Origin of the sequence: Amycolatopsis sulphurea, assembly GCF_002564045.1 — a bacterium.
Taxonomy (GTDB): domain Bacteria; phylum Actinomycetota; class Actinomycetes; order Mycobacteriales; family Pseudonocardiaceae; genus Amycolatopsis; species Amycolatopsis sulphurea.
Genome location: NZ_PDJK01000002.1, coordinates 5,391,100 through 5,412,503, shown reverse-complemented (window position 1 = coordinate 5,412,503; position 21,404 = coordinate 5,391,100). Strand labels below are relative to the sequence as shown.

The window sequence follows — 21,404 nt, the reverse complement described above, 5'->3', positions numbered from 1 at the left end:
CCTACCCGCACCGGGACTTCAGAACACCGCCAACGGGTTCACCGGCACCCCGCTCGCGGTCTCCAGCCGTAGCGGTGCCGCGACGAACAGGAACGTCGACCGCCCTTCCTCGGCGCAGGCTGCGGCGAGCGCGGCCGGATCGGCGACGTCGATCAGCGGCATGCCCATCGTGGTGCAGCGGCGCGAACGCGGCCGGATCCAGCGGCGGCTTCGCGTCGCCGATGTCCCCGGCGTACAAGGCGATCTCGTGCCGGTGCATCCAGCGGATCGCGTCCGCCTCATGCTCGGGATGCGCCGGTCGCTGCTGTGCGCGTAGTCCCAGCCGCCGCGCATCACCAGCGCGTCGCCGCTGCGCACCTCTACCCCGGCCCGCTCGCACGCCCGGTCGAGATCCTCGCCCAGGGTCCCGGCAAAGTTGGTCGTGGGCCCGTGATCAGCAGAGAGAGCCGTGGCTGCCCGACCGGTTTCGGGTCCGTGAAGGGACCCTTCACGGACTCTGAGCTTGTTGTTTAACCCGGTTGCGTTGTCGCGCTACCCCGGTTGATCGTGGGTGAGGCCCTTGGTTGATCATTCTTCTTGCGACAGAAGGAAGATCACAACCAGGGGCCTCAGTTGATCAGTGTGCACGACGCCGGCCGTGCCGGTGCACTCGGGGAGTTGTCCGCGTTCCGGGAGCGGTTCCACCAGTGCCTGACCAGTCGGGCGGACGCCTTGTCCGACCTGGCCGACGCGGTGCTGTGCGCCGACGGGCCGGTCGCCAGCCTGGCCGAACTGTCGCTGGTCCCGGAGCATCGGCGCGGGCACGGCGCCGGCTACGACGCGATCAACCACGGCACGATCGAGGTCGGCCGGTTACGCACCACCCTGGCACGCCTGCCCCTGCCTCGTGCCGCGGGCGGGCGGATCGCATTGGGCGTGGACGTGTCGCACTGGCTGCGCCCGGACGCCGCGTGCAGCCCCGAGCGGCTGTTCTGCCACACCTACGCCCGCGGCAAGGGCCAGGCCCAGATGATCCCCGGCTGGCCCTACTCGTTCGTCGCGGCGCTGGAGACCGGGCGCACCTCGTGGACAGCGGTCCTGGACGCGGTCCGGCTGGGACCCGCCGACGACGCCACCGCGGTCACCGCCGCCCAGCTACGCGCGGTCGTGGGCCGGATTATCGACGCCGGCCATTGGCAGCCCGCCGATCCGAGCATTCTGATCGTGGCCGATGCCGGCTACGACCTGCCCCGGCTGGCGTTCGTGCTGGCTGATCTGCCCGTCGAGGTGGTGGGCAGGATCCGTTCCGACCGGGTGATGCTGCGGCCCGCACCGCCCCGGCGGCCGGGCGCGCCCGGCCGCCGGGCCAAGCACGGTGGGGTGTTCACGTTGGCCGATCCCGCCAGTTGGCACACCCCCGAGCACACCACCGGCACCGACACCACCCGCTATGGACACGCCCAGGCCCAGGCATGGGACCGGCTGCACCCACGCCTGACCCGTCGCGGCCCCTGGCTGGACCACGACGGTGAGCTTCCCCTGGTGGAGGGCACCGTGATCCGCCTGCAGGTCGAGCATCTGCCCGGTGATCGCGACCCCAAACCGGTCTGGCTGTGGTCCTCGGTCACCGGCGCCAGTGCCGAACTGGTCGACCTGCTCTGGCAGGTGTTCCTGCGCCGCTTCGACCTGGAGCACACCTTCCGGCTGTTCAAGCAGACCCTCGGGTGGACCCGTCCCAAGCTGCGCGCCCCGGAATCGGCTGACCGCTGGACCTGGCTGATCCTGACCGTCCACACGCAACTGCGACTGGCCCGCCCGCTGGCCGAGGATCACCGCCGCCCGTGGGAGAAACCAGTCACCGAGCCCCGCCGGTTGACTCCGGCTCGGGTTCGGCGGGGGTTTCGCAACCTGCACGCGACGACAACCCGCCCCGCAGCCGCACCGAAACCCTCCCGGCCTGGTCCTGGACGCCCAGCCGGCTCGACCAACCACCACCCCGCAACCCGCTACAACGTCGGCAAAACCGTCAAACGCGACCTCACCCTCGCGCAGCACCGCAACCACACAGGTTAAACAACAAGCTGAGTCCGTGAAGGGGCCCTTCACAGCCCTCCACAGCCGCGCAGGGCCCTCCACACCGACTTTGCCGACACCCTGAGAGCCTCGCCGGTCACCCCGTGCCCTTCGGGCAGCGGCCCGTCCGCGGCCAGGTCCACCAGGACCCCACGGGTGAGCACGCCCTGGCCGAACACCGCCGTGGACCCGTGCCGATAGCCGGACAGGTCGCCCGCCTCCGCGTAGGGGACGCCCGGGTACACCTTGCCGTCGAGCACCTGGTGCACCAGCGAGTCGAAGTGGGTCACCTCCGGGTGGTGGGTGAGCATGATGACCAGCTCGGCGGTCCCCGGCACCGGCATGCCGGTAAACAGCTGCGCCTGCATCGCGCCGAGCAATTCCACCCCAGCGGCGCCATCGGCCCGGCCACGATCGGCGAGGTCGGCATCGGCCGCGCGAGCGAGACGTCCGCCCGCTGCGTGCTTCGGCGACTGCCGCGGCCCGCACCTCGTCGGTGATCAGGTTCAGTGTGCCGCGCTCGTCGCGGTCACCCCAGCGGCCCCAGTTGGTCGGCAGCTCGGCGTTGTCGGTCACCCATGGTCCTTCCTCGATGTAGTGACTCCGGTATTGCCACAAGAGCTTCCGCTGTGGACGAGTGCAGCCGTGAATCGTGATCACACCAGGCATTCCGCGTCCGGCGCACCGTGATCCGCGGACTTCGGTCCGCAATGGACAGTGGACCGAACGGTCTTGCCGGACCGCCCCGGTCCGGCCGGTCTCCGCTGAGCGGGAACCGCCGAAAGACGTAGGCCATCCCGGGCGATCTCGGTCCGGGACCGATTCCGGCTCCCGCCCGGACCTACGGTGACTTCGCGATCTTGAATCGGAGAGAACAGGGGAACACCCATGCGAAACCGGACCGGATTCCTCGGTAGGACGCTGGCCGTGGCGGGAACACTGACCGCGCTCGGCCTCGCCACTGCCGTACCGGCGTCCGCGACCGCGCCGTCCACCGTCGAACAGGACGTGGCGCAGCTGAACAAGTACGTGTCCGAACTCTACGCCGGGATGCCCGCGAGCGCGGTGAACGGCGTCGACCGGCTCTTCGAGTCGCCGGTCCCGCAGATCGGACGGCACCCCCGCACCCAGCAGGCGTCGATCCAGGACTGCACCCCGGGCTCGCTGCTGACGTACGCGGACAAGCTTTCCGCACAGCTCAGACCGGTGGATAGCGATGCGTTGAGCGCGTTGTCCGCGCTCGGCGAGCTCTACGTCGACAATGTCGCGAGCGATAAGACGCCGCAGGTGTTCGGCACCGACGGCCAGTACACCCCGCGGGCCGCCGCGGCGATGGGCAAGCTGCGCGGGTTCTGGAACATCGAAAGCTGGAACATCCAACTGGTCGCCTGGAAGGGCACCGACCTCGGCAGCGAAGCGAAGATGAAGCAGACCTTCGGCCTCGGCCTCGCACCGGCGAAGGTGGCCAAGGCCGCCGCGCTGACCGCCAAGGTGCTCTACGAACTCCCTGTCCTGCAGGGCGGCCGCAACTCGTTGCTCACGCTCAACGCGTTCTCCTCGCCGGGCAACGGCCCCGGCGGCAAGCGCGTGGCGCTGGGCGACGGACTGCTCGACGTGACCGGCATCCTCGGTTTCGACGACGTCTCGGTCGAGTCCGTGATCGGCCACGAGTACGGCCACCAGGTCGACTTCGCGAACAAGAACCGCCCGCGCAACGAATCCGGCGAGATGGGCCCGGACGCCTACAGCAGCTACTTCGTCGCCCACGCCAAGGGCGAGGCCTGGGACGCCCGCGCCCAGCAGGAGGTCAGCTATCTCGACGCCTCCATCGGCGACTGCATGCAGAGCCACGGCACGCCCGATCAGCGCCGCGCCGCCGGCGCCTGGGGCAGCGGGCAGGCGACCGGTCAGGACAACCCGAACCAGATCGTCCCGTCCGCCACGATGATCGACCTGTTCCAGAAGGAGTACCCGAAGCTGGTCCGGGACACCGGCGACAAGTCCGCTGCGGCCCGCCGCTGAACCCTCAGCGGGCCGTCTCCATTCACGGAGGCGGCCCGCCTCGCTTCGGCACACACCGTCTACTTCGGACAGTGCGATGCGTGGCCGGAATCAGCGCCAGGACCGCGGTCTGGTGCTGGGCCAACTGGTGGCCACGAGCCCGGCCAGCGTCGGGCAACGCTTCGTGACCACCGGGCTCGCGGAAGCGGCGACGCCGGACGCGGTGGCCGCGGCGGCGAGCCGGATCGCGGTGTTCCGCGTCGAACCGGCCTGAACCCCGAGGCACTCACCGCCTACCGGTTCGGCGGACCGGACAGGACGCGCACCGCCGCCCGGCGCGGCGACCACGAGCGCACACGAAACCGTCTGCCACGCACCGAGTTCCCGCGCCAGCAGGCCACCCTCGGCGTAAGCCCACCGAACCGTCGCTGTGAAGGGGCCCTTCACGGACTCTGAGTCCGTGAAGGGCCCCTTCACAGCATTTCCCGGGGCCGGATCAGCCCCGGTGCCGGTAGAAGGGCTCCGTGATCGGCGCAAGCGGCGTGTTGCCCAGGATCAAGTCCGCAGCCTTCTCCGCGGTCATCATCACCGGCGCGTAGATGTTGCCGTTCGGGATGTAGGGCATCACCGACGCGTCGACCACGCGCAGCCCCTCGGTGCCGTGCACCCGCATCGAGCCCGGGTCGACCACGGACATCGCGTCCGAGCCCATTTTCGCCGTGCACGAGGGGTGCAGGGCGGTTTCCGCGTCCTTGGCGACCCAGTCGAGGATCTGCTCGTCGGTGGCCACCTCGGGGCCAGGCGAGATCTCGCCGTCGTTGAACGGGTTCATCGCGGGCTGGTTGAGGATCTTGCGCGCCACCCGCACCGCCTCGACCCATTCGCGGCGGTCGTTCTCGGTGGACAAGTAGTTGAACCGCAGCGCCGGGTGCTTACGCGGATCGGTCGAGGTGATCTTCACGGTGCCGCGCGTGTCGGCGTACATCGGTCCTACGTGGACCTGGTAGCCGTGCCCGCCCGCAGGTACCGAGCCGTCGTAGCGGATCGCGACCGGCAGGAAGTGGAACATCAGGTTCGGGTACGCGACCTCGTCGTTGCTGCGGACGAAACCGCCGCCCTCGAAGTGATTCGTGGCCGCCGGGCCGGAGCGCAGGAACAACCACTGTGCGCCGATTTGCGGGCGCTTCCACTTCGCCAGCGAAGGCTGCATCGACACCGGCTGCTTGCACGCGTACTGGATGTAGACCTCCAGGTGGTCCTGCAGGTTCTCCCCCACCCCCGGCAGATCGTGCACCACGTCCACCCCCAGCCGCTCCAGTTCGGCGGCGTTGCCGATGCCGGACAGCTGCAGCAGCTGCGGCGTGTTGATCGCGCCGCCGCACAGGATGATCTCCCTGCCGTACACCTCACTGGGCGCCGACCGGCCCTGCGCGTACTCCACGCCGATCGCCCGCTTGCCCTCGAACAGGATCTGCGAAACGAACGCGTGCGTCTTGACCGTCAGGTTCGGCCGGTGCATCACCGGATGCAGGTAGGCACGGGCCGCGGACAGCCGCCGTCCTTTCCGGACATTGCGGTCGAACGCCGCGAAGCCCTCCTGCCGGTAGCCGTTGACGTCGTCGGTACGCGGATAGCCCGCCTGCTCGGCAGCGTTGAAGAACGCCTGGAACAACGGGTTCGTCGCCGGGCCGCGCTCCAGCTCCAGCGGGCCGCTGTGGCCGCGCCACTTGCCGTCCGGGGCGTCGGCGAGGCAGTTCTCCATCCGCCGGAAGTAGGGCAGGCAGTGCGCGTAGTCCCATGTGGACATTCCGTCGTCGCCGGCCCAGCGCTCGTAGTCCATCGGGTTGCCGCGCTGGAAGATCATCCCGTTGATGCTGCTGGACCCGCCGAGCACCTTGCCCCGCGCGTGATAGACGCGGCGGCGGTGCATGTGCGGCTCCGGCTCGCTGCGGTAGCCCCAGTCGTAGAACCTGCTGCCGATCGGGAAGGTCAGCGCCGCGGGCATGTGGATGAACACGTCCCACTTGGCGTCGTTGCGGCCCGCCTCCAGCACCAGCACCTTGTTCCGCGGATCCGCGGACAGCCGGTTGGCCAGCGCGCACCCCGCCGAACCCCCGCCGACGATGACGAAATCGTAATTCTCGTTGCTCACGAGCGTTTCTCCTCGGTGGTCTGCGCGGACGGGGTCAGCCGGCGAACCAGCGCTGCGGCGCCGGGTCGATGTTGTGGTAGATGTGCTTGCTCTCCCGGTATTCGTCCAAACCGGACGGTCCCAGCTCGCGGCCGACCCCGGACTTGCCGAACCCGCCCCATTCCGCCTGCGGCAGGTACGGGTGGTAGTCGTTGATCCACACGGTGCCGTGCCGCAAGGCCCCGGCCACCCGCTGCGCCCGCCCCGCGTCGGCCGTCCAGACCGCGCCGGCGAGGCCGTAGTCGGTGTCGTTGGCCAGTTCGATCGCCTCCGCCTCGGTGCGGAAGGTCTCCACCGTCACCACCGGGCCGAACACCTCCTCGCGGACCACTGCCATGTCCCGGGTACAGCGGTCGAACACCGTGGGCCGCAAGAAGAATCCCTTGCTCAGCTCCGGTTCCGGCGGACGGCCCCCGCCGGCCCGCAGCACCGCGCCGTCCTCAAGCGCACCGGCGATGTAGCGCTCCACTTTCGCCCGGTGCGGCTCGGACACCAGCGGCCCGCACTCGGTGGCCGGGTCCAGCCCGCTGCCGAGCCGGATGCGGTCCGCACGCGCGGCCAGCTCGGCGACGAACCGGTCGTGCACGCCTTCCTGCACGATCAGCCGGGCGCCCGCGGAACAGACCTGTCCGGAGTGGACGAACGCGGCGGCCAGCGCGTAGTCCACCGCGGTGGCGAAGTCCGCGTCTTCGAAGACCACGTTCGGGTTCTTGCCGCCGAGTTCCAGCGCGACCCGCCGCACCCCGCGCGCGGCCGCGGCCATGATCTTCTCGCCGGTGGCGAACCCGCCGGTGAACGAGATCAGGTCCACCCCCGGGTGCCCGGTCAGCATCGCGCCGACGTCGCCGGGGCCGAGCACCAGGTTCACCACCCCGGCCGGGACCCCGGCCTCTTCCAGCAGCCGTACCAGCCGGATGGTCGACAGCGGGGTGACCTCGCTCGGCTTGAGCACCATCGTGTTGCCCGCGGCCAGCGCCGGCGCGATCTTCCAGCAGATCTGCAGCAGTGGGTAGTTCCACGGCGCGATCAGCGCGCAGACGCCGACCGGCTCGTGCACGATCCGGCTCACTGCTGAGGCATCGCCGGTGTCCACCACCCGGCCCGCGTCCGCCGCGATTGCCGCCGCGTAGTAGCGGAAGACCGCCACCACATCGTCCACGTCGATGCCGCCCTCAGTCAGCGTCTTGCCGGTGTCGAGGCTTTCCACCCTGGCCAGCTCGTCCCGGTCGCGCTGCAGCAGGTCCGCGATCCGGTGCAGCAGCGCCGCGCGGTCACCGGCGCCGGTGGCCCACCAGCCAGGGTCGCCGAACGCTCGCCGCGCGGCAGTGACGGCGGCGTCCACGTCGTCTTGCCCGGCGAGCGCCACCTGCTGCAGCACCGAGGCGTCGAAGGGGTTGAGCACTTCGGTGCTGCCACGGCTGCCCGCGCTCCACACCCCGTCGAGAAAAAGGTCGGTCATCGGCTCCACCAGCTGGTTCGTCGCGCAGCACAGGCCCGGCGACAGTAGGCCCGAAACAGTAAGTACGTTTGTACATTAAAGTATGTACAGCTGTCCACGCGGACCCGGTAGGATCACGCCCGGCAGAAAGGGGAATCCCCGCGATGACCTCCGGCACTTCCCGGGTCCGGCGCGGCCCGAACGACCCGGACCGGCGCGCACGCATCGCCCGCGCGGCGATCGAGGTGGTCGGCGCGCGCGGGATCGACGGCCTGACGCACCGCGCCGTGGCCGCCACCGCCGGCGTCCCGCTCGGCTCGACGACCTACCACTTCTCGACTCTGGACGATCTGCTGGCGGTGGCACTGGAACAGGCCGCCGCGGCCAACGTCGAACGCCTCCGGACCTGGGCCGCGTCCCTCTCGCCGGACGAGGATTTCGCGGTGGCGCTGGCGAATCTGGTGATGAGCTACCTTCGCGACGAGCAGAGCAGCACCGTGGTCGAGTACGACCTCTACGTGGCCGCCCTGCACCGTCCGCGCCTCCGCCCGGCGAGCGCGGCGTGGGACGAGGCGCTGGTGGACCTCTTCGGCTCCTGGACCGACCCGCTCACCGGGCGGATGCTCGCCGGGCTCTTCTGCGGGCTGCTGATCCAGACCGCGCTCGCCGACCCCGCACCGTCGGCCGGCGAAGTCGAAGCTCTGTTCCGGCGCGCGGTACATGGCCCCTTCGCGGAATAGCCTCCGCTCCGTTGTCAGTAAAAGCTGTGAAGGGGCCCTTCACAGCCTTGACGCGAGGCACGGGAACCGGTTCACACCGCCAAGGCAGGTGTAATATATGAGTCTTGTACTACTCATATCCGGCATGGGGGCGAGTGGCACATCGGTTGGTTTTCAGTGCGCTAGAATGATCGGGTGACCAAGGCACCCGCCGCCGATCCGGACTCGCGGCCGCGCTCGCTGGCCGACCGCGCCTACCGGGAGATCCAGGACCAGCTGATCATGCTCGACATCCCGCCGATGGCGCCGATCGAGGACAGTGCGCTGTCCGAGCAGATCGGCATCGGCCGCACACCGGTGCGCGAGGCGTTGAAGCGGCTGGAGCTGGACCGGCTGGTGATCTCGTATCCGCGGCGCGGCACGTTCGCCACCGCGGTGGACATCACCGATCTCGCCTATATCTCCGAAATCCGCGTCCAGCTCGAACCACTCGCCGCGCGCCGGGCCGCGGTCAGCGCCACCGAGCGGGTCCGGCTCGACCTGGCCACCCTCGCCGACCGGATCGAGGACGGCGACGTGCGCGCCATGGGCCGCCGCGAGCTGATGGAATGGGACCTGCAGGTGCACCGCGCGATGTACCGGGCGTCGGGCAATCCACATCTGGAGGACAGCCTGGTCCGCTACCACAACCTCGCGACCCGGATCTTCTGCCTGTTCCTGGAGCGGATGGTGCATTTCGACCGCCACATCGGCGAGCACGTCGGCCTGCTCCGCGCGATCGCGGACGGGGAGGCCGAGGAGTCCGCGCGGCTGGCGCTGGCGCACGTGACCGGGTTCGAGAAGGCGGTCCGGGCGATCATCTGACCGCGCCACCAACCGACGGCCCCGTCCGCCACTGTCGATCCGTCCTGCCCCCGACAGTGGCGGCCGCACGAACACCCGCGTCAGCGCGTACGCCGGTCCGGCACGGCAGCGTATGCCACCACCAGCGGCGGCCCTCCACCCCAGCCGCGCCACCGGCTGTGAAGGGACCCTTCACGGACTGCGTCCAGGGTGTCGGCAAAGTCGGTGTGAGGGGCCCTGCGCCGACCGCGGAGGTCCGGGAAGGTCTGTAAAGGTCTGTGAAGGGGCCCTTCACGGACTCTGAGTCTGTGAAGGGCCCCTTCACAGCTTGAGCACCCGACATGAACGGCGCGACCTCGCCCATCGCTCCGCCCGAGGGCAACGCACGAACACCCGCGTCAAATGCGTACCCAGATGAGGCAGGCACTCCTCGGCAACCCCGGCTAAGACCACAAACCAGACTCAGCCCGCCGCCCGATACTCCTGCGCCGCATCGAGAACCCACTCGACGAAGTACCCCGCGAAAGACGGGCGTACGAACACCCGCAGGTCCTCATCGCCCAGCGCGAGCAGCAGCACACCGGCCCGCCCGACCGTGGTCTGCGCGGCCGAACCCGCCGGGAAGGCCGACGGCCGCAGGTCGAGTGCGCAGCCGAAGGTCAGCAGGTCCCGGGCACGCGGGCCGCGCAGCCGGAGGGTGGTTCGCTGCGCGGAAACGTCGACAGCGGCGCCGTCGTAGGCGGACACGATCCAGCGTAGTTCGCTTTCCAGCTCGTCGGGCCTGCTGTCCTCGGCGGTGACCAGCCATTCGTCCGGACTCAGCCATATGAGCTGACCATCTGACGTATGTGTCCAGGTGTTCGGAATCAGGGGCAGCGCTGTGCCGAGCGCCCGGCCGAGCGCGTCCCCGCCCGGGCCGGGTGTTTCGAGCCGGACGTCCACGGCGGCCACGGGAGGTTCCGGCGTGACGGTCAGGCCGAGCCCGGCGCGGGACAGCTCGTCCAGCGCCTCAGCCCAGGCCGACAGGGGATGTGCCGGGTACAGGACTTCAGCCATCGCGGCGGGCTCCTTCCGGGTCCACGAGCACGGTCGCGCCGATCTCCGCCTCGACCAGCACGCCGTCCACCGGGACGTGCACGAGATCGCCGACGCGGGCGTGACCGTTCTTCACCAGCGCGAGCGCGAACGGCCGGGCGAGCGCGGCGCTGTGATAGCTGGAAGTGACGTGCCCGAGCATCGGCACCGGCGGTGCGGGCAGCCGGCCGTCGTCGCAGCGCTCGACGATCTGCGAGCCTTCGGGCAGCCGCGTACGCCGGTCGGTCGGCAGCAGGGAGACGAACTGCTTGCGCAGCGGATTCCGGTTCTCCGCCCGGGAGAACGACCTCTTGCCGAGGAAGTCTTCCTTCTTCTTCGACACCACCCAGCTCATCCCGAGATCCTGCGGGGTGACCGTGCCATCGGTGTCCTGCCCGATGATCGGGTAGCCCTTCTCCGCACGCAGCACGTGCATCGCCTCCGTACCGTACGGCGTGATGCCGTACGGCTCCCCCGCAGCCATCAGCCGCTCCCACAGCGCCGGGGCGTACCAGCCGCTCACATTGACTTCCCACGCCAGCTCACCGGAGAAGGAGATGCGCGCGAGCCGCACCGGGACACCGTCGAGCGTGGTGTCCTGCCAGGACATGAAGGGGAACTCCTCCTTCGACACGTCCACGTCGGGAAACACCGTGCCGATGACGTCCCGTGCGCGCGGGCCGACGACAGGGAAGACCGCCCACTGCTCGGTCACCGACGCGAGGTACACGCGCAGGTCCGGCCATTCGGTCTGCAGCCAGTCCTCCATCCAATCGAGCACGTGGGCCGCGTTACCGGTCGTGGTGGTGACGAAGAACCGGTTCTCCGCCAGGCGCAGCACCGTGCCGTCGTCGAAAACCATGCCGTCGTTGTGGCACATCACGCCGTACCGCACCCGGCCGACCTTCAACGTGCTCATCATGTTCGTGTACATGCGGTCTAGGAACACGCCCGAATCGGGACCCTGTACGTCGATCTTGCCGAGCGTCGAACCGTCGAGGATGCCGACGCCGTCACGTACGGCCGCGCACTCGCGTAGGACTGCGCTGTCCATGTCTTCGCCGGGAAGCGGGTAGTAGCGGGCGCGCTTCCACTGCCCCACGTCCTCGAACACCGCGCCTCGCGCGACGTGCCAGGCGTGCAGCGCTGTGACCCGCACCGGGTCGTACAGCGCGCCGCGCTCACGACCGGCCAAGGCCGCGAAGGCGACTGGGGTGTACGGCGGGCGAAAAGTCGTCGTACCCAGCTCAGCGATGTCCGTACCGAGCAGCTCCGCCGTTATGCCCGACGCGAGCACGCCGGAGGTCTTGCCCTGGTCATGCGCAGTGCCAACGGTCGTGTAGCGCTTGACGTGCTCCATTGACCGCATACCGGCCCCGACAGCGCGCGCCAGCTCTGCGACGGTGGCGTCGCGCTGAATGTCCACGAACTGCTGCGTCTGGTCCCCTTCGGTCCGCCACAGCACCTTCGTCGGCGTACGCGCTGGTTCCGGCGCGGCGGTCGGGGCTTCGTCTCCCGCGCCGTCACGCAGTACGTCGGCAAGGTCGAAAGTGCCGTCGGCGGCGCCGATCACGGTGATTCCGGGAAGCGTCCCAGAAGGCCGGAACGAACCGAGCGCGGGATCGTAGCGGAGCGCTCCCTTGATGTGGCTGAACAAATGCGCTGCGGGGTTCCAGCCACCGGAGACGAGCAACAGATCCGCGGAGATCCGGAGATCACCATCCGGAGTGCGCGCGAGCACCTCGGTAATCCGTTCAGCGCCTTCGGTGCCGGTGATGACCGTGGACGGACGTACGGTGATCCCCTTGGCGACGCAGCTGGCTTCCCGCTCCTGCGGAGTGCGGTCACGCGCATCGAGCACGGTTACTGCGGCCCCAGCGTCCGCGAGGTCGCAGGCGGCGACGTACGCCGCGTCGTCGGTCGTGAAGACCACCACCTCACGCCCGGCTAGCACGCCGTACCGGTGCAAGAAGTCCCGCGCGGCCGACGCGAGCATGATGCCCGGACGGTCGTTGTCGTCGAACACCACCGGCCGTTCGATCGCCCCGGTCGCGAGAACCACCTTCAGCGCGCGGATCCGATGTACGCGCTGACGCGCGCGGTGTGCGGGCGCTGCGGCGCCCAGGTGGTCCGTACGGCGTTCGAGCGCAAGTACGAAGCCGTCGTCGTAGTGGCCGAACGCTGTAGTCCGCGGCAGGTACTTAACCTGCGGATTCGCCGCCAGCTCAGCGACGACGTCCGCGGTGAACTCGCGCGACGGCCGCCCGTCGATAACCTCAGTGCCGGTGAGCGTGCCCCCAGGCTCCACTCGGTCGTCGAGAAACACCACGCTCTCCCCCGCTCTCGCGGCGCTGCGGGCCGCGAGCAGACCCGCCGGGCCTGCGCCCACGACGAGCGTGTCGGTGTGCACGTGCTTGCGATCGTACCGCGCCGGGTCCGCAGTATCGGCCAGCCAGCCGTGACCGTCCACTCCGGACGCAACCAGGCCGTCGGTCAGCTCGACCACGGAGGCCTGCAGCATCGGCTCAGGGAAAGGCTTTTCGATCTGCACCAACCCGGTCGGGTCTTCGGTCCAGGCCGCCCCGATACCGCGCGGGCGGCCCAGTTTCACGCTGGTGCCCACCAAGTGCACGCCGTTCGCCAGCAACGCGGACGCCAGGGTGTCACCAGGATGACCGGTGTAGGTGCGGCCGTCGAAAGTGAACGTGAGCGTCCGGTCCCGATCCACGCGGCCGTACCCCGCGACGCGGCTCATGCCGACACCTCCTCGTCGCGGCGCAGGACGGCTGGTTCGGGGTCGCTGGGGCGGAAGGTCGCCAGGAACTCGTACGTGCGGGTGTCACGCACTGCGTTGAACCACTTGCGGCAACCGGCCGCGTGACTCCAGCGCTCGGTGAACGGCCCCTTCGGGTTGTCACGGTAGAAGACGAACTCGGCCCATTCCCGATCCGACAGCTCGGCCGGCGTCTCCGGGTACGCGACGCTGGCTTGGCCGCCGTAGTGGAACTCGACCTCTTCGCGGGGGCCGCACCACGGACAATCGATCAGCTGCATGGTTGTCCTCGCTGGGGTCAGTGGGCGACACCGGCCGCGCCGTGCTCGTCCACAAGCGCGCCGGTCTCGAAGCGGTCAAGGGCGAATGGAGCGACGTACGGGTGGGGCGTGCCGTGCGCGATGGTGTGCGCGTAGCACCAGCCGATGCCGGGCGTGGCCTTGAACCCGCCCGTGCCCCAACCCGAGTTGAGGAACACGTTCTCGTACGGCGTGTGCCCGACGATCGGGCTCGCGTCGGGCGTGACGTCCACAATTCCGGCCCACGACCGCAGAAGGTGCGCGCGAGCGAACACCGGGAACAGCTCGACGGCGGCGGCCATCTGCCGCTCGATGATGTGGAAGGCGCCACGCTGACCGTAACCGTTGTACGTGTCGATACCCGCGCCCATCACCAGCTCGCCCTTGTGCGCCTGTGAGACGTACACGTGCACAGCGTTCGACATGACGATGGTCGGATGCACCGGCTGCAACAGCTCGGACACCAGCGCCTGCAACGGATGCGACTGCAGCGGCGTACGCACGCCCAGCATCTCCAAGAGCACGGACGTATGCCCCGCGGCGCACAACGCGACCGTACCCGCGCCGATGTCGCCACGGCTCGTGCGTACGCCGGTCACCCGGTCACCGTCCACAGTGAACCCGGTGACCTCGCAGTCCTGGATCAGGTCGATGCCCGCCTCGTCGGCGCGGCGCGCGAACCCCCAGGCCACGTAGTCGTGCTTCGCGATCCCCGCGCGCGGCTGGTACGTCGCGCCCTGCACCGGGTAGCGGATATCGTCGGAGATGTTGACGATCGGGCAGATCTCCTTGACCTGCTCGGGCGTCACCCACTCGGCGTCGATCCCGTTGAGCTTGTTGGCCTCCGCCCGGCGGACCGAGTCCCGCACCTCCTGTTCGGTGTGCGCCAGGCTGAGCACGCCGCGCTGGGAGAACAGGATCGGGTAGCCGAGGTCTTCCTCCAGCCCCTCCCACAGCTTCAGCGAGTGCTCGTAGATCGCCGCCGATTCGTCCCACAGGTAGTTCGAGCGGATCAGCGTGGTGTTGCGGGCCATGTTGCCGCCCGCGAGCCAGCCCTTCTCCAGCACCGCCACGTTCGTGATGCCGTGGTTCTTCGCGAGATAGTGCGCGGTGGCCAGGCCGTGCCCGCCGCCGCCGACGATCACCACGTCGTAGGTCTTCTTCGGTTCGGGGTTGCGCCACAGGAAGTCCGGGTGGTCCGGCAGCTGCGTGGTCATCCGGCCACCCCCGGGTAGAGCGGGTGCCGCTCGGGCGGCACCACGTGCATCTCCGGATCCGCCACCGCCAGCGGCACCCCGAGCCCTGGCCCGGCATCGGCGACGCCCGGACGGTCAACCGGTGCGGACATGCGGCCACCTTTCGTATATCACACTTCGACGGACTGATATATCAGTTGGATTCGAGGCTAGAGCGCCGGTCCGGCGGAGTCAACAGCCGATCGGTCACCCGGGAAGCTCCCGACAGACCTCCCCAGCCCGGGGCAAGCCGTGAAGGGTCCCTTCACGGACTCTGACCCGAAAATTACCGGCGACCGAAGGCGTGACTGGGGCACGTCGGGGTGACCACCGGCCTACAGCCGGTGGTCACCTGTGTCTTGGCTGATGCGGTCAGGCTGCCGGGATGGGGTCGAAGCGGACTGTGAACCCCAGGGCGTTGGCTTGGCGGGTGATACGGCGCATGGCGCGTTCGGGGTCCAGCCGGGCGAAGTAGTCACCGCCGAGGTCGTGGTAGTCAGCGTTGTTGGTGAGCATGTGCCACACAGCGGTCAGCATCGAATGTTCCACGGCGACCAAGGCTTTCCTCTTACCCAGCCGGGGTGCCAGGCGGTGGTAGCGGGCACCGAGGTAGGTCTTGTCCTTGGTGCGGGAGGCGGCCATGGCGGCAGTGCCCAACGCGGCACCAAGCCACCGGTTGCCGTGCCGGGTCTTGCCGCTCTTGTGTTTCCCGGCGGATTCATAGTGCCCGGGGCAGAGCCCAGCCCACGAAGCAAGATGCCCGGGCAGTGCGGAAGCGGGTCATGTCGCCGCCGGTCTCGGCTATAATCACCTCAGCGGTGGCCTGCCCCACTCCGGGGATGCTGGCCAACTGCTCAAGCTGGCGGGCAAAAGGGCGCATCTCCTCCTCGATCCGCGCCGACAACGCCACGATCGCGGTGGAGAGTTGATCGATGCGTTGCAGGTGTATCCGGCAGAGGAAGGCGTGGTGTTCTCCGAAGTTCCCGGTCAGCGCTGTTGGTCCTCGGGTGACGCGGACGGTCTCGTGACCGTGCACCTACGCCCGTGCTCAGCACAGTCGGCCTCGCTCCGCGTCCGGCGGGACCTCTCGGGTCTAGGAAACTTGCCCTGAGTTCAGCTCATAACTTGCAACCAAGACCCACTAACCGCTACTCTCCTCGACGATGGTTCTCCACGGCTCCGACGATGGTTCTCCACGGCTCCGCGGAGGTGTTCCATTGCCCTGCGTGCAGCATTGCAGTGCAGCAGAGCGTCTTCCCTGCGTGAGCAGGGTGCTGGATCGATCGAAAGGAGAGTGGCGAAGTCGCTCGCGCATAAAGCGAGCGACCCCCGTTGGAGCGGGGGCCGCTCTTCTTCCCTACCTTGCCAGGAGAGGAAGTACCCCTATGGTAACGAGCCCCGCCAAGCCTCCGCAGCGGGACCGCCCACCGGCGTTCATGTCCGCCCGAACGCTGCTCATCGCGATCTCCGCCGCCGTGATCAGCGCGGTTCCGTCCATCGGCGTCGCGGTGCTCACCTGGATGCTCGCATCTGCCGCACTGTCACCGGCGAAGGCGATGGCCACCGCGATCATCGCGGGAGCAGCCGCTTTCGTCCCGCTGATCATGAAGACTGCCCAGTTCCTTAATCGACTGATCGAGTGATCAGCGCGCCCGGCCACCCGGCCGGGCGCCTTCAGCAATCACACCGGCGGGTGAGGCCTGTAACGGCTTCTCCGTCCGATCCGTTTCTTGTCCAAAGAGTTCCGTGGTGTCATCTCGACTTCGAGGGGGTGTTAGGCGACGTGGTGGATCCCCGTGTCGTGTGGGCGAAGTCTGTGCTGGATGAGCATGGCCGGGTCACGCACTGGTTGCCGTTGCGACAGCACCTGGACGATTCCGGTGCGGTCGCCGCCCGCCTGGTGGACGAGTGGCTGTCGAAGCAGACCATCAGCAGGTTGGCACGCGAAGTCCCGGGCGGACACGACGGAGTTCGCGCGCTGCTGGTGTGGCTGGCGCGGGTCCACGACGTCGGCAAGGCCAGCCCGGCGTTTGCCGTTCAAGTGCCAGTGTTGGCGGATCGGATGCGGCGCGCGGGTATTGTCGCAGCGCCCGGGTTGCTGACGCATCCTCAGCGAAGCCGAGTGCGACACGAGTTGGTGGGGCATCTGGTGGTCCGCGATCACGTGCTCGCGGTCTGCGGTCCGGAAAGCCGGGTGATCGCGGAGCAGTTGGGCAGCGTGGTGGGCAGTCATCACGGAGTTCCGCCGGAGTTGACGGTGCTGCGTACGGTCGCGGAGTATCCCGAACTCGTCGGTGACGGGGCATGGGAGCAAGCGCGGCGGTTCTTTCTCGATCGCGCGGCCGGGGACATCAATTTGGCTGCCTACAGCGAAAAGCGGTTGAGCCGGCCGGTGTTGTCGTTGCTGACCGCCGCGGTGATCCTCGCGGACTGGATCGCGTCGAACTCCGAGCTGTTTCCATTGATGGAGGCGCACGAGGATCCGGTTGAGATGGATTTGACCGCGCGAGTGGATCAGGGCTGGAAGCTGCTTGATCTCCCGCGCCGGTGGTCGGCGCTGCCAGTTGGATCCGATGTGGACAGTGCCTTCCGGGCACGGTTCCGGCCCGAGTCGGCCGGGGCGCGGCCGGTGCAGCAGGCCATGGTCGAGATCGCGGCGGGGCTGGAACGGCCGGGGCTGGTGATCATCGAGGCACCGATGGGGATCGGGAAGACAGAGGCGGCGTTGCTGGCGGCGGAGGAGCTGGCGGCGAAGTCCGGTGCAGACGGGGTGTTCGTCGCATTGCCGACGCAGGCGACGACCGATGCGATGTTCTCGCGGGTACGACGGTGGCTCGACGCGCTGCCGGGCCGTGACGGTGCGGTGAGTGTGACGCTCGCGCACGGGAAAGCCTCGTTGAATGACGAGTTCGACGGGCTGGTCCGCCAGGGTTGGTTCGCGGCGACAGGTCGCGGCGATGAGACGCCGGTTGTGGCGCATCAGTGGCTGCGAGGGCGGAAGAAAGGCGTACTGGCGTCGTTCGTGGTGGGCACGATCGACCAGGTTCTCTTCGCGGGCTTGAAGAGCCGGCACCTGATGCTGCGCCATCTGGCGTTGGCGGGCAAGGTCGTGGTGATCGACGAGGTACACGCATACGACGTCTATATGTCGCAATATTTGCAACGAGTGCTGCACTGGCTCGGTGCGTACGGGGTGCCGGTCGTACTGCTGTCGGCGACGCTGCCTGCGCAGCGCCGAGCCGAGCTGATGGCCGCCTACGAACATCGTGCGGTGCCGGCGGAGCCGGCGCTGGGGTATCCGGTGATCGTCGCGTCTGGGACACAGCCGCGGGTCCTGCCGCTGCCGGAGCCGGGCACGCGCGTACAGCTGGACCGTCTCGACGACGATCTGGACACGCTGGTGCGGTTCTTACGGCAGCATCTTGCCGAAGGAGGCTGCGCGGTCGTGGTGCGCAACACCGTCGGGCGGGTGCAGGAGACTGCGGCACGACTGGAGGCGGAGTTCGGCCGAGACCAGGTGACGGTGAACCATTCGCGGTTCCTGGCCTGCGACAGGGCACGAATCGACCGGGACCTGCTGCGACGTTTCGGGCCGGACGGTGAGCGGCCCGCACGGCACATCGTGGTGGCATCGCAAGTGGTGGAGCAGTCCCTCGACGTGGACTTCGACCTGATGGTCACCGATCTCGCCCCGGTGGACCTGGTGTTGCAGCGGCTTGGGCGGCTGCACCGCCACGGACGGTCCCGGCCCCCGCGCGTCACGCTGCCGCGGTGCGCGGTCGTCGGCGTGGAGGATTGGGCGGGCACGCCGGTGCGGGCGGTAGCGGGGTCGCGGCGGGTCTACGGCGAGCATCTGCTGCTGCGGTCGTCGGCCCTGCTGAGCGAACGGAACACGGTGGCGCTACCGGCTGACATAGCTCCGCTGGTACAGCGGGCCTACGGCCCGGATCCGCTCGGACCTGACGCATGGCAACCGGCCATGGAACAGGCCGCGGCCGAGGCGCAGACCCGTGCCGAGCGGCGGATGGAGGCGGCGCGGGCGTTCCTGCTCGACGAAGTCGGCTCGACCCGGCATTCACTGGTCGGCTGGGTACGCGCGGGAGTCGGGGACACCGACGAAGATCCCCGCGGTGTGGCGCAGGTTCGCGACGGCGCCGAGTCTCTGGAAGTTCTTGTCGTGCAAAGCGACGGCGCAGGTGGAGTGTCCACTCCGGACTGGATCGAGCGTGGCGGCGGGCAGCCGTTGCCGGTGGACCTGCCGATCGAGGCGGCGCAGGCCAAGGTGGTCGCAGCCTGCGCGCTGCGGTTGCCGGTGGGGATGAGTCATCCCGGGGTCGATCTCGACGTCATCACCGCCCTGGAGGCCGACCACTTCCCTGGTTTCGAGGCGTCGCCGCTGCTCCGTGGGCAGCTCGTGCTGGTACTCGATCCGGATCGCACCGCGATCGTGAAACACGGTAAGGCGGACTTCCGGGTGGTCTACAGCCCGAGTGAAGGACTGATCCATGAACGACGCTGAACCCGTTACGTTCGACTTGACCGACCAGCCATGGCTGCCGGTCCGGACACTGGCCGGCGAGCCGCTCGAACTGTCGCTTGTGGACGTCTTGGTCCAAGCCCACACGTTATCCGGACTGACGTGCGAGGTCGGAACGCAGATGTTCGCGCTGACACGACTGCTGCTGGCGGTGCTGCACGGCGCGATCGACGGCCCGCGCGACGTGGACCACTGGGAGCAGCTCTGGTCCCAGGACACGCTCCCTGCCGACGCCATAGTGTCCTATCTGGCCAAACATCGCGACCGGTTCGACCTGTTCCACCCGCAGACGCCATTCCTTCAGGTAGCGGGACTGCGCACCGCCAAGGGTGAGGTGTCGGAGCTGAACAAGCTCATCGCCGACGTTCCCAACGGCCACCCGTTCTTCACCACCCGCATCGGCGGTCCGCTGCGGCTGTCCTATGCCGAGGCGGCACGGTGGCTGGTGCATTGCCACGCGTTCGACCCCTCCGGCATCAAGTCCGGCGCCGAAGGCGATCCGCGAGTCAAGGGAGGCAAGGGATATCCGATCGGCACGGGCTGGTCGGGCAACCTCGGTGGAGTATTGCCCGAAGGCCGGACCCTGCGCGAAACCTTGCTGCTGAACCTGATCGCCGCCGATTCCGTCTCCCTCCATCGCGACCCCGCCATCGACCTGCCGGTGTGGGAACGAAAACCCGCGGGCGTGACCGAGGAGCAGGAAGGCGGGCGCGCACCGGAAGGCCCGGTGGACCTGTACACATGGCAGTCACGGCGGATCCGGCTCGTACGCGAGGATAACGCGGTGACCGCGGTGCTGATCTGCAACGGCGAACGGTCCACCCCGCAGAACAAGAATCTCGTCGAGCCGCATACGGCTTGGCGGCGCAGCCAAGCCCAGGAAAAGAAGCTGCGCCAGCCGCTGGTGTACATGCCGCGAGAGCATCTGCCCGAGCGAGCGGTATGGCGTGGACTGCAGTCGTTGCTGCCCGGCGCGGAAAAGGGGCAAGGCAGCGAAGCCGCTGCGTTTCTGTCCCCCGGTGTGCTGGAGTGGGTCGCCGAGGTCGCGGACATCGTCGGCCCCGATCAACCGCTGCGCCTGCACACCGTCGGCATGACCTATGGGGCACAGAGTTCCACCACCTCCGACATCCTCGACGATCACATCGAACTGCGGTCGGTCCTGATCAGCCGTGGCGCCCGGGCTTTGGTACAGACCGCGCTCGACAGTGTCGCCGCAGCGGAGAACGGCGCACTGGCCGTGAGCCGGCTGGCGTCGAACCTCGCCGCGGCGGCCGGTGCCGGGAAGGACGATCGGGACGGGCCGCGCGCGCGAGCGAGCGAACGCTGTTACGCCGCACTCGACATCGAGTTCCGGACCTGGCTGCGCGGCATGAGGGCCGGCACCGACCCGATCGAGGCCGCCAGGGCGTGGCATACCACCGCCAACCGGTCAATCCGGGCGCTCGGTGCCGAACTACTGGAGCAGGCGCCGATGACAGCGTGGGCGGGCCGGATCGTCAACGGGAATCTCCTGACCTCCGCGCACGCCGACCGGTACTTCCGGAAGGCAGTGAAAGACGCGTTCCCCTTCGCCTACAACGACGACTCCGAGGCGGCATCGTGACCCAGCAAGCCACCAGTGACCGCTGGCTGTCCTTATCCCCGGTGGGCAAGGAAATCCACACTCGAATCCAGGCACTTCAGGAAGGCATGCTGGCGAACCGGCCGGCCGCGGTCGCCGGGCTGGCCCGCCTTCGCCGTGGTGCGGGAAAACCCTTCGGCAGTGTCCAGGAAATTCTCCAGTACACGATGTCGGAAGCCTTTGCCCCGTCTGGTTCGGCCGACGCTCCCACGGTCGGGGAGATCGCCGCTCACACCGCGCTGACGCTCTACGCGGTGCACCAGCAGTCCCAACGGAAACGCATGCACCAGCGCGGCTGGGGCTTTGGGCGAGCGGTGCGACAGCTGCACCCACAAGACTTCGGCGATAAGGTCCCGCCGATCCTGCTCCGGTTCCGCACGCTGGGCAGCACGGAGAGCGTGGACGAACTCGTGCACCGCCTACGCGGGACCGTGCAACTGCTGCGAGGGCAAGGCCAGCCGCTGGATTACGCGCTGCTGGCCGACGAACTCGTGCTCTGGCAGAAACCCGGCGGCGCATCGACCGTGCGCATGCGCTGGGGCCGCGGCTTCTACCGAACCCCGGCCCCGGACACTGCCGACCAGACCCCCGACACACCCTGAATCCGCTTATGCTGCA

The 21,404-nt window shown here is 68.7% G+C and carries 21 protein-coding genes; 10 read left to right on the top strand and 11 right to left on the bottom strand.

Features of this window, described 5'->3' with window-relative positions:
- Positions 1-18 precede the first annotated feature (18 nt).
- Positions 19-162: a hypothetical protein gene (locus ATK36_RS32650; protein ID WP_170069975.1), complete on the bottom strand. Its 144-nt coding sequence runs from the start codon at positions 160-162 to the stop codon at positions 19-21.
- Between ATK36_RS32650 and ATK36_RS32645 the strand changes: the two genes are divergently transcribed.
- Both ATK36_RS32645 and ATK36_RS30680 read left to right on the top strand, forming a co-directional pair.
- Positions 161-316 carry a hypothetical protein gene (locus ATK36_RS32645; protein ID WP_170069974.1) on the top strand — a complete coding sequence of 52 codons (156 nt, stop codon included), beginning with the start codon at positions 161-163 and terminating at the stop codon, positions 314-316. The two genes, ATK36_RS32650 and ATK36_RS32645, sit on opposite strands and share 2 nt — an antisense overlap.
- A 305-nt stretch (positions 317-621) precedes the next feature.
- Positions 622-2,052, top strand: coding sequence for an NF041680 family putative transposase (locus tag ATK36_RS30680; RefSeq protein ID WP_098514613.1), 1,431 nt, complete (start codon positions 622-624; stop codon positions 2,050-2,052).
- A gap of 29 nt (positions 2,053-2,081) precedes the next feature.
- On the opposite strand, the gene ATK36_RS30675 is transcribed toward ATK36_RS30680, so the two are convergent.
- Positions 2,082-2,438 (bottom strand): hypothetical protein, encoded by a 357-nt coding sequence (locus tag ATK36_RS30675; RefSeq protein WP_098514612.1) that lies wholly within the window; start codon positions 2,436-2,438, stop codon positions 2,082-2,084.
- A 502-nt stretch (positions 2,439-2,940) separates the two neighbouring features.
- On the opposite strand from ATK36_RS30675, the gene ATK36_RS30665 reads away from it, so the two are divergent.
- Both ATK36_RS30665 and ATK36_RS30660 read left to right on the top strand, forming a co-directional pair.
- Complete coding sequence (locus ATK36_RS30665) at positions 2,941-4,074, top strand: M48 family metalloprotease (RefSeq protein ID WP_098514611.1); 1,134 nt, start codon at positions 2,941-2,943, stop codon at positions 4,072-4,074.
- A 76-nt stretch (positions 4,075-4,150) separates the two neighbouring features.
- The gene (locus ATK36_RS30660; RefSeq protein ID WP_245915327.1) at positions 4,151-4,327 is read left to right on the top strand and encodes a hypothetical protein; all 177 of its coding nucleotides are present in this window, start codon (positions 4,151-4,153) and stop codon (positions 4,325-4,327) included.
- A gap of 222 nt (positions 4,328-4,549) precedes the next feature.
- On the opposite strand, the gene betA is transcribed toward ATK36_RS30660, so the two are convergent.
- Together betA and ATK36_RS30650 are read right to left on the bottom strand one after the other, a co-directional pair.
- A complete protein-coding gene (gene betA / locus ATK36_RS30655) occupies positions 4,550-6,205 on the bottom strand; it encodes a choline dehydrogenase (protein WP_098514610.1) in 1,656 nt (551 codons plus the stop codon).
- A gap of 34 nt (positions 6,206-6,239) precedes the next feature.
- Positions 6,240-7,703: an aldehyde dehydrogenase family protein gene (locus ATK36_RS30650; RefSeq protein WP_098515309.1), complete on the bottom strand. Its 1,464-nt coding sequence runs from the start codon at positions 7,701-7,703 to the stop codon at positions 6,240-6,242.
- A 143-nt stretch (positions 7,704-7,846) separates the two neighbouring features.
- On the opposite strand from ATK36_RS30650, the gene ATK36_RS30645 reads away from it, so the two are divergent.
- Both ATK36_RS30645 and ATK36_RS30640 read left to right on the top strand, forming a co-directional pair.
- Positions 7,847-8,422 (top strand): TetR/AcrR family transcriptional regulator, encoded by a 576-nt coding sequence (locus ATK36_RS30645; RefSeq protein WP_098514609.1) that lies wholly within the window; start codon positions 7,847-7,849, stop codon positions 8,420-8,422.
- Between the two features lie 174 nt (positions 8,423-8,596).
- Positions 8,597-9,265, top strand: coding sequence for a GntR family transcriptional regulator (locus ATK36_RS30640; protein ID WP_245915326.1), 669 nt, complete (start codon positions 8,597-8,599; stop codon positions 9,263-9,265).
- Positions 9,266-9,706: 441 nt separating this feature from the next.
- On the opposite strand, the gene ATK36_RS30635 is transcribed toward ATK36_RS30640, so the two are convergent.
- The 7 genes from ATK36_RS30635 to ATK36_RS33080 form a co-directional block, all read right to left on the bottom strand.
- The gene (locus ATK36_RS30635) at positions 9,707-10,300 is read right to left on the bottom strand and encodes a sarcosine oxidase subunit gamma (RefSeq protein WP_098514608.1); all 594 of its coding nucleotides are present in this window, start codon (positions 10,298-10,300) and stop codon (positions 9,707-9,709) included.
- A complete protein-coding gene (locus ATK36_RS30630; RefSeq protein WP_098514607.1) occupies positions 10,293-13,073 on the bottom strand; it encodes a 2Fe-2S iron-sulfur cluster-binding protein in 2,781 nt (926 codons plus the stop codon). The genes ATK36_RS30635 and ATK36_RS30630 overlap by 8 nt, the downstream gene beginning before the upstream one ends.
- Positions 13,070-13,372, bottom strand: a complete 303-nt coding sequence (locus ATK36_RS30625) for a sarcosine oxidase subunit delta (RefSeq protein WP_098514606.1) — start codon at positions 13,370-13,372, stop codon at positions 13,070-13,072. Before ATK36_RS30625 ends, ATK36_RS30630 begins: the two co-directional genes overlap by 4 nt.
- A 17-nt stretch (positions 13,373-13,389) precedes the next feature.
- Positions 13,390-14,607, bottom strand: a complete 1,218-nt coding sequence (locus ATK36_RS30620) for a sarcosine oxidase subunit beta family protein (RefSeq protein WP_098514605.1) — start codon at positions 14,605-14,607, stop codon at positions 13,390-13,392.
- Positions 14,604-14,738: a hypothetical protein gene (locus ATK36_RS34335; protein ID WP_281259104.1), complete on the bottom strand. Its 135-nt coding sequence runs from the start codon at positions 14,736-14,738 to the stop codon at positions 14,604-14,606. The genes ATK36_RS30620 and ATK36_RS34335 overlap by 4 nt, the downstream gene beginning before the upstream one ends.
- A gap of 259 nt (positions 14,739-14,997) precedes the next feature.
- Positions 14,998-15,267: a hypothetical protein gene (locus ATK36_RS33085; protein WP_245915325.1), complete on the bottom strand. Its 270-nt coding sequence runs from the start codon at positions 15,265-15,267 to the stop codon at positions 14,998-15,000.
- Positions 15,268-15,343: 76 nt separating this feature from the next.
- A complete protein-coding gene (locus ATK36_RS33080; RefSeq protein WP_211291993.1) occupies positions 15,344-15,661 on the bottom strand; it encodes a transposase in 318 nt (105 codons plus the stop codon).
- Between the two features lie 349 nt (positions 15,662-16,010).
- On the opposite strand from ATK36_RS33080, the gene ATK36_RS30610 reads away from it, so the two are divergent.
- From ATK36_RS30610 to casB, 4 genes are all read left to right on the top strand, one after another.
- Positions 16,011-16,268: a hypothetical protein gene (locus ATK36_RS30610; protein WP_098514604.1), complete on the top strand. Its 258-nt coding sequence runs from the start codon at positions 16,011-16,013 to the stop codon at positions 16,266-16,268.
- A gap of 140 nt (positions 16,269-16,408) precedes the next feature.
- A complete protein-coding gene (cas3, locus tag ATK36_RS30605; RefSeq protein ID WP_245915324.1) occupies positions 16,409-19,144 on the top strand; it encodes a CRISPR-associated helicase Cas3' in 2,736 nt (911 codons plus the stop codon).
- A complete protein-coding gene (gene casA, locus ATK36_RS30600) occupies positions 19,131-20,768 on the top strand; it encodes a type I-E CRISPR-associated protein Cse1/CasA (RefSeq protein WP_098514602.1) in 1,638 nt (545 codons plus the stop codon). The genes cas3 and casA overlap by 14 nt, the downstream gene beginning before the upstream one ends.
- Positions 20,765-21,388 carry a type I-E CRISPR-associated protein Cse2/CasB gene (gene casB, locus ATK36_RS30595; protein WP_245915323.1) on the top strand — a complete coding sequence of 208 codons (624 nt, stop codon included), beginning with the start codon at positions 20,765-20,767 and terminating at the stop codon, positions 21,386-21,388. Before casA ends, casB begins: the two co-directional genes overlap by 4 nt.
- Positions 21,389-21,404: the final 16 nt, after the last annotated feature.

What these genes read in the sequence shown, in the direction of transcription:
- ATK36_RS30620 (WP_098514605.1), bottom strand. Translation starts at nt 14,607, where the DNA reads ATGACCACGCAGCTGCCGGACCACCCGGACTTCCTGTGGCGCAACCCC.
- ATK36_RS30665 (WP_098514611.1), top strand. Translation starts at nt 2,941, where the DNA reads ATGCGAAACCGGACCGGATTCCTCGGTAGGACGCTGGCCGTGGCGGGA.
- ATK36_RS30660 (WP_245915327.1), top strand. Translation starts at nt 4,151, where the DNA reads ATGCGTGGCCGGAATCAGCGCCAGGACCGCGGTCTGGTGCTGGGCCAA.
- casA (WP_098514602.1), top strand. Translation starts at nt 19,131, where the DNA reads ATGAACGACGCTGAACCCGTTACGTTCGACTTGACCGACCAGCCATGG.
- ATK36_RS30625 (WP_098514606.1), bottom strand. Translation starts at nt 13,372, where the DNA reads ATGCAGCTGATCGATTGTCCGTGGTGCGGCCCCCGCGAAGAGGTCGAG.
- ATK36_RS30650 (WP_098515309.1), bottom strand. Translation starts at nt 7,703, where the DNA reads ATGACCGACCTTTTTCTCGACGGGGTGTGGAGCGCGGGCAGCCGTGGC.
- ATK36_RS34335 (WP_281259104.1), bottom strand. Translation starts at nt 14,738, where the DNA reads ATGTCCGCACCGGTTGACCGTCCGGGCGTCGCCGATGCCGGGCCAGGG.
- ATK36_RS30610 (WP_098514604.1), top strand. Translation starts at nt 16,011, where the DNA reads ATGGTAACGAGCCCCGCCAAGCCTCCGCAGCGGGACCGCCCACCGGCG.
- ATK36_RS32645 (WP_170069974.1), top strand. Translation starts at nt 161, where the DNA reads ATGCCCATCGTGGTGCAGCGGCGCGAACGCGGCCGGATCCAGCGGCGG.
- ATK36_RS30635 (WP_098514608.1), bottom strand. Translation starts at nt 10,300, where the DNA reads ATGGCTGAAGTCCTGTACCCGGCACATCCCCTGTCGGCCTGGGCTGAG.
- ATK36_RS30630 (WP_098514607.1), bottom strand. Translation starts at nt 13,073, where the DNA reads ATGAGCCGCGTCGCGGGGTACGGCCGCGTGGATCGGGACCGGACGCTC.
- ATK36_RS30645 (WP_098514609.1), top strand. Translation starts at nt 7,847, where the DNA reads ATGACCTCCGGCACTTCCCGGGTCCGGCGCGGCCCGAACGACCCGGAC.
- ATK36_RS33085 (WP_245915325.1), bottom strand. Translation starts at nt 15,267, where the DNA reads ATGGCCGCCTCCCGCACCAAGGACAAGACCTACCTCGGTGCCCGCTAC.
- ATK36_RS32650 (WP_170069975.1), bottom strand. Translation starts at nt 162, where the DNA reads ATGCCGCTGATCGACGTCGCCGATCCGGCCGCGCTCGCCGCAGCCTGC.